The 7,510-nt window shown below is 47.5% G+C and carries 5 protein-coding genes and 1 pseudogene; all 6 read right to left on the bottom strand.

Annotation, left to right across the window (positions count from 1 at the left end; genetic code table 11):
• Positions 1–334: pseudogene (locus VE954_RS41175) on the bottom strand (serine/threonine protein kinase); the annotation flags it as partial.
• 242 nt (positions 335–576) lie between these two features.
• Positions 577–3,507, bottom strand: coding sequence for a 7TM diverse intracellular signaling domain-containing protein (locus VE954_RS41170; protein WP_324964213.1), 2,931 nt, complete (start codon positions 3,505–3,507; stop codon positions 577–579).
• 770 nt (positions 3,508–4,277) lie between these two features.
• Positions 4,278–4,490, bottom strand: coding sequence for a transposase (locus VE954_RS44640; protein WP_414699077.1), 213 nt, complete (start codon positions 4,488–4,490; stop codon positions 4,278–4,280).
• Positions 4,491–4,706: 216 nt separating this feature from the next.
• Positions 4,707–6,134, bottom strand: coding sequence for a hypothetical protein (locus VE954_RS41165; protein ID WP_324964211.1), 1,428 nt, complete (start codon positions 6,132–6,134; stop codon positions 4,707–4,709).
• Positions 6,135–6,188: 54 nt separating this feature from the next.
• A complete protein-coding gene (locus VE954_RS41160; protein ID WP_324964209.1) occupies positions 6,189–7,055 on the bottom strand; it encodes a TonB family protein in 867 nt (288 codons plus the stop codon).
• Positions 7,056–7,071: 16 nt separating this feature from the next.
• Positions 7,072–7,503, bottom strand: coding sequence for an ExbD/TolR family protein (locus tag VE954_RS41155; protein ID WP_324964207.1), 432 nt, complete (start codon positions 7,501–7,503; stop codon positions 7,072–7,074).
• Positions 7,504–7,510: the final 7 nt, after the last annotated feature.

The following is a 7,510-nucleotide window of genomic DNA, read 5'->3' as shown; positions in this document are numbered from 1 at the left end:
TGGCTGTAGGACGCTTTAAAAAAGCATGTCGGGCCAAATAAATTTCCCCGATGCCGCCTTCGGCAATTTTGCGCAAAAGCTTATACTGCCCCATCCGAGCACCCAATCGAGCCGCTGGCCTTAAGCGAATCAAGGCAAAGTGGGAAACCGCAGCGAAGCTGGTGATGCCCATGAACAAGACTATGAGTGCGAGATAGAGCCGATTGACGAACCGTAAAGTCGCCAGGGCTTCGTCGGCATCAATTTCGGTGATAAGCCCAACATTCAAGGTCGGATGCCAACGCCAACCTCCAATGACATCGACCCCTCTATAGTCACGGTAGGGCTTGATCAACTGACCCTGCACATGCAGGTTTGAAGGCTATCACTAATCGAGTGATTTTTGAATGCCAAAACTCCATACGAAAGGACGCGGATTTCGGCCACCATACAAGGCGCAGGTTTTTTTGATCGTCCAGCACCTGTAGGCGTAATGCAGCCGAAACGGCAATCTTACTAGATCCCTTGTGGTAGAAGACTTACAGAGGAAATGGTGGGTTTTTTAACGAATCCTTACCACTGCCCTACTTACAAAGCTCAAACATCTATGAAACTCTGTGGCAACGTGATCAGGAATTTGAACGGGCATCTGCTATCCACAGAATCTGTTTGATAGTTTAAGGCGAGATTACTTGATTCTCTCAGTCCAGTAAGGACCAGCTCACTTAGTGTAAGCTGTATCCTTGCACCCTTTTCCTCCAAATAGGTTTTGACAGCGTTCAACCCAATGCCTCGGCCCGAGATTTGCGTTACACTTTGTTTTGTCGAAAAATCAGGCAAGAATATAAGCTGGGCCAGATCTTCGGCACACAAATGATGATCCTTCTCGCAGATTCCCTTTTGCAATGCCATTTCTTCAATTTTCTTCAGACTCAGACCTTGACCATCATCAAAATACTCAATGTGATAGACACGCTCATCCGCAACGGATTTTGCCAAGCGAATGGAAATCGTGCCTTGAGCTCTTTTGTTGTTCAACTTTCGTACATCATCAGATTCAATCCCGTGATCTATGGAGTTGCTGACGAGATGAACGAATGCTGCTTTTAAAACGTGAACGCATTCTTGAGAAAGGAATAAGTCACCGTCATCTATCTGAAAATCAGGCGCTTTTTTCTGACAGTCCTTGGCTATTTTCTTTGAAGTTAGAATTGATTCAGCCAAAATATCCCTTAAAGTTAATGCATATGTTTGTCTAATTTCATAGAGCAATCCTTCGTAGTCTTTGCTGCGGGACTCGTGCTCAATCTGCTGCTTGACCCATTTTGATTGCGTCGAAACTAATGCGATGGGGTGGACATTTGAAACCTCATTGGCACGAAATAAGTTTCTGCTGAGTACGTACCATTTTTTTAGTTTTTCGACAGAAACCTCGACTACGGAATCGTGAAAACGTATTCCTAGCTTCTTAATGGCTAAATCAGTATACGACTTCAAGTCTGCTTCAAGTCCCACAATAGCCTCGCGGAACAACGCAAGATTTCTGTCGTCTTTTTTCTCAGTCAACAAACTCTGCATCAGATTTTCAGTTAAGTGGACCTTCTCGGACAGCTTATGAAGTTTATAGTTACGGGCAAGGCCTTTCATAGTGTGGAGGTTGCGGTAGGCAGCCTTGAGGCCTTCGGCGTGAACCTCATGGTTGTCAATGACATCAAACACTTCCTTGAGGTAGTGTTCGGATATTTCCAGGAACGACGCGAAATGTTTACGTTCAACGCTGGTAATTTCAATAATCTTGGCGATTTCCACATCCTTCTGCCTCGATTCGGTTTGCAGTGCGCGCAGATTTGTAACATCTCGAATAGTCAGCAGAATCTTTTGAACTAACCCGCTCTCGGACAGCATTGGCGCCCAATCAATTTCAAATATTTTCAGTTGAGATGAGACCTGGATCTCAAGCTCTCTAACAAGAAGATGGGAATTGATTGTATATTGAATTTCAGGAGCACCAAGACTCATTTCTATCGTGGATTTAAGAATGGATATTTGCTCGAGGTTTAAACTTGATCGTTCAAAAATAAGCGGGAAAACGTCTTTTTCGCTGAGGTCATCATGTTCAATTTGCTTCTCAAGAGCTTTTGAATAAGCTTTGTGAATAAGAACGCGGCCGCCATGCTCATATAACACAACAAGTCCCTGGTTAATATTTTCCAGAATTGAAGTGATATCCCTGGTCTGTTCTTTCACCTGGCTTTCAAGGTTCCGGTTCAAACTGCTTATAATTTCATTCTGTAGCTTGATTTCCCGTTTTGATTTTGCCTGGAAATATTTGATTTTGTCTCCAAGAGCCATCGATATTAGAATCGACTCAAGCATGACGCCAAAGAATTGTCCCCATTCAGAGATGAAGTTTGGTTTCACGATATTGTAGACCTGAAGCCCTGTACCAACGCTCCCTAGCAAAAGCATCAACCAGGCTAAAGAATAGAAATAGGCCGGTCGAAACTTCTTAAAACACGACTGCAGACCGGCTGTCAGTAGAACAATGGGGTTAATAATGCCAACTACGGACACAAGAGCAGCACCATGTGTATAGCTGATATGAGTCAATGCAATGGTCAAGACACAGACTGCAATGACCAGCCCAAAGGTATAGCCGAATTTTGATTTGAGTCGCATATCCAGGAACATGAAACAAAACACGATTGACGCTATATTACTGACGCCAGCGGCAACGACATATCCTTCATTAGCAAGATAGAAATTGAAGGGAAAGAAGACGTTAAACATCCCAGAAAAGCCTAACGAATTCATCATCAGGCAGAATATCGCTACTATATAGACAAGATAGGTGGAATTGTTGAACGTGAGAAATATGAATAGATTGTAGAGGATCATAGCCAAGCATACACCAACAAAAATACCGAAAATAATCAAATCCTGGGATTCGGTGGCACGAAAAGACTCAGGGCTTTCGAGCCTAAAATTGAAGAGATAGGTACCTTGAGTGTCAAAGCGTATAAAGAAAAGCCCTTCATCTTCTGAGGCCTTAACGAGGAGTGCAGGGAGCCTTCCTTTGATAAGCCGGGCTCCATTGTCGACAACGCGATCCCCTGCAACGACCGAAATAAAAGAACCGTCTTTTTGCTTGACATAAAAGTCCATCTTGTCGCCCAGGGGGTAGGCTGAGGAAAATACCAAGTCTTCAGCATGGTTTTTTAAAAGCCCCCTCAGGTCAAAGCGGAGCCAGTAAACGGAACGCGAAAATTTTTTATTGAGAGCAACATCTTTTCCGGGGTTTTCCTGCCAATCTTTCTCAGCAAGCGATGTTATCTCCTCCAACGTGGCCGCTCGGGATGGATCCTCAGAATAATAGAGGAACTGATGCAAAGGCATTCGCGTGAAGGTTGGAGAGTGATCCTGAGTGGGTCTTTCAACGGCATGAAGGAGGGGGTAGCCAAGACCAACGAACATGGTTAGGACCAAAAACAGTATATTGTCAAGTCCAGGGAACGTCGGTCGGTTCATGTCGCTAGCTCTCCATCGTTAATGCGTTCAAGAGACAAACCTGGGCCTCGATGAATGGCAATCGTTTGTGTAATTGTACCATTTTTCATACTATCGGCAGCCAGATGGAAAGATTGGGTCCTTAAAAATTCCCTGCAACTTGGCATTCAATCAGGATATGGAAGGAATTATGAAAGCCATTATATTCGTAGTTTCCGCGACTCTGTCAACATCCCTGTACGCAAAAACCATTAACTGCTTCTTCACGTATTCGACACACAGTAATCCCCAGCTCGGAATCAATTCTTTCCAGAGTCCTGCAGAGCCACGTGTTTCAATTAACTTCGATGATAATTCGTTCAACCTGGAATGATTTGAAGACCTCAACAACTGGATCTCAAACTCTCTCCGAAAATTAAGATCGATCTTGGTTTTCAAAGAGCAGGTTCGTTGCTTGCGTTTATTGGCTCTGATCTGAGATTAAGGCAATGACAAGGTGGACAGCAGAGTTTGAGAAAAGGGGCTTCGAATCAGCGCTCATATGTTGATCAGGACTTGGGAGCCGACTATACCAGCCGACCCGGGGGCAGCTGAACCCCTTCATCGGCTGCCAATGCCGTCCGATTCTGTGTGCGAGTGATTACAACCAATCCAGGGGCTGGATATGATGACTGCCTAATTCTATGATTTCCGCGATTTCCGGCAACGTGTTGATAATGGACCAAGGATAGCTTCTCAGCCAGTTTCAATCCCTGTTGAAATAGGGATTCGATCTCTAAACCAAATCTTCTTCAAAATCTGGAAATGGTCGAATGATCTGGGGGATCATCGTCGCAAAGGTATCGATATATCACATTCTCGTGACAATACCTTTCAATTCGCCTTGTAGAGTATACGCCATCGAGAAACGAGTAAATCAACGGTGCAGTTAGGCGACGAACTGGAAAAGCCGATCGCCCAACCCCACCGTTCTTAAAAGCCTTGTCGAAGGAACTTAGATCCACTTGGTTGACAATTTGCGCTACACATCTGGACCTGTGGTCTTACAACACAAAATCAGCAGATTTTTGACCAAATACCTGTCGGCTTTGGGATCTATACTTCGCCATAATTTCCTCATCCGTGAGAAAAACTATTGCGAATTATCCAGCTGGTGCCAAGGGTGTCGATTGGTAATTAATCAGTAATATCAGCTATTTTGCAACACCCTCCTTCGCTCTTTATGGTCCTTTACGGTTGGACGACCATGTTGGCGTTTGGCAGTCGTAAAGACCCGTGACGTCCAACTTATGCTGATTGCTGCCGTCCCGATTCATAATCCAAAGCGTTGAATTACCCTTGCCATTGGAATCGCCAATCCGGTTCGACTGGAACACAATCAACTGACCGTTCGGGGAAAAGCTGGGGCTTTCACTGTCACCGCTTTTCAGCGTCAAACGCTCGAGCTGGGTGCCGTCCGGATTCATCATAAAAATATCCCAGCGATCGATGTCACGGTCATAACCACCAAACGCAATCTTATCCGATTCAGGGGTCCAGGCCGGCGTCGCATTATACCAACCGGAATAGGTCAAACGTTTATCACTGGAAATTTTCGGTGCATCCCCATTCCAGGCCAGGGACGCGACAAAGATATGCGGGTTACCAAAGCGTCCTGATACCCAGGCCAGCCATTTACCATCAGGAGAAAATTTGGGATCGACGTCCAGGCCCGAACCTTCCAGCAGAATCTTCCGATCTGTACCGGCCGGGCTGATCGTGAAGATATCCGTATCATCCCCACGCGAGCTGGTGTGCGCGATGGCTTTGCCATTCGGTGCGAAGTTGCCGCCACTGTCAAGACCCGGCGTGCTGGTCACCTTGCGTTTGGTACGCGTGGTGGTGTCGTAGATATAAAGATCGGGCGACTTGCTTTCGTAGGATGTGTAAATGACGTAACGACCATCCGAACTCCAGGATGGAGACAGATGCGGCGACTCACCATCGGTAATCTGGGTGATGTTGGAGCCATCAAAGTCAGCGATGAAGATTTGTTTGTTGGAGGCCTTGCTGCGGCGACCGACAAAGGCAATCTTGGAATTAAAGATGCCGGATTTTCCGGTATAAGCTTCCAACAGGAAATCCGCATACTGACGAATCGACGCTTTATAATCGGTGATATGAGTGAACTGCTTGGCCAGGATTTCCTTGCTGCGGTTGACGTCAAAGGTCTTGAACGACAGCGTCAAACCCTTCTGGGGATCTTCGGTCAAAGCTCCCATAGTCAAGGACTCCACACCCAGCGCACGCCACTGAACCACCTCTTCCCCACTCAAACCCTTGCTATCCGTAATCCAGGCTGCGGATTCCGTGGTCTTGCGGGCTTTGGCGAACTGATCCCAGGCTCCGGTATAAGCACCTTCCGCCAGGGCCGCAAAAAAACCGGAAAACTGCAGAAGGCGGATCAATTCCTGCGAACCTTCTTCCGCCAGCTTTTTCCCCTGCGGACTTTGCACCTGACCGGCAACCTGAATCTTAGGTACGGCGACAACCAGCTTGCGGAAAGCCGGATTATCAATGTTGATCGTCATTTGACCCGAGCCTTCGGCTCCAAAGGCTCTGGGCATGATTGACCAGAGACTGAATAAAACGATAGCCAGACGCTTCATGATCTTCATACTCCTCATATATCCAGCGACTCGAGTGTCGGCTTCAATAAGTCTTCAACGCTTGCAGACCACCGCGAGAGTCTCACCGGCCAGTTCCTTGGGCGGCGGATTGAACGGCGAGGACTTTTGCACGGTCTGCATGCAGTAATCGTCAAATACGGTATCACCGGAACTCGTCTGCACTTCAACGTTCATCAATTCACCACGGACATTGATGACAACAGCCAGGACAGCAGACATGTCGGCCTTGGTCACCTGATAGGTGGAAGGCATGGCATAATTTCGTTTTAAGACGGCCCCCAAATAGGCTTTGTACCGATTATTCTCGGCAATGGAGACAATCCCACCTGAACTTTGGGTGACCCCGGCATTCTTCAAAACATCCCGGATCTGCGCCAGGTCCGAAGTATCCTGGCTCTTCAGCTCCTTGGTTTCTTCTTTTTGTTGCTCTTTCAGGCGTTCGCGGACCAGACGTTCCAGGGCTTCGGATTTTTTCAGCTTCACGGCGGCATCCGGTTTAACAATGGCCTGGCCGTCCTGTTCCGCATCCTTGGTGATGTTTTTACCCTCGTCGATCTTCTCGTCTTTTTTCTCCTCCAGCACCCCTTCCTCTTCTTTGATCTTTTCCTTGATCGTCACGGTCTTGGGTAACTGGGGCAGCTGATTGGTCGGCACGCTGGCTTCTTCAGCTTTCTGAGCACTGGGAATGACCGTCTTGGCTGCCGAACCCATATCCATATCGCTCAGGAGTTCAGTATCGATACTCCACTCTTCCAGAGCCGGTTTGGGCAGGCCAAAGATATTAAAAAAGCTCAGGACGAACCCAATCAAGTGGGCTGCTACGGATATACCGATGAACTTGGACAGCGACCGTGAATCGGCTGCCATCGCTTCGTTTTCGGACTCGCTGATCGATGCCAAGGGCGTCCCTCGTCCGTTATTGGGGTTTGTTGGGGGCTTGAGTCAGCATGCTGATACGGGTCACGCCCGCAAGCTTGGCCGCACTCATGGCATCAACCACACGGCCATAGACCACGGCCTTGTCAGCGCGGATATAAAGTTCCTTCTTTTCACGCTGCTGATAGAGATCTTTTAGGCGCTGGTCCAAAACACCCGCCGGCACTTCCATTTTTTCGATGAAATACTCGCCTTTGGTGTTGATGGACAACACGATGCGATCTTCCGCCATATCCCGACTCCGGGCCTTGCTGCTCGGCAGGTCGACGTTAATGCCGCCAATGGAAAGCGGCGCGGTCACCATAAAGATGATCAGGAGCACCAGCATCACGTCGACCAAAGGCACGATGTTGATGTCGGCCATGTGTCCAGTATCGTCATCATTATCGGACTGCGATGATTTAAAATCCATGAGAGCG

Origin of the sequence: Oligoflexus sp. (assembly GCF_035638955.1) — a bacterium.
In the GTDB taxonomy this organism is placed as follows: Bacteria; Bdellovibrionota_B; Oligoflexia; order Oligoflexales; family Oligoflexaceae; genus Oligoflexus.
The sequence above is the reverse complement of the archived record's forward strand: the minus strand, read 5'-3'. Positions and strand labels throughout refer to the sequence as shown.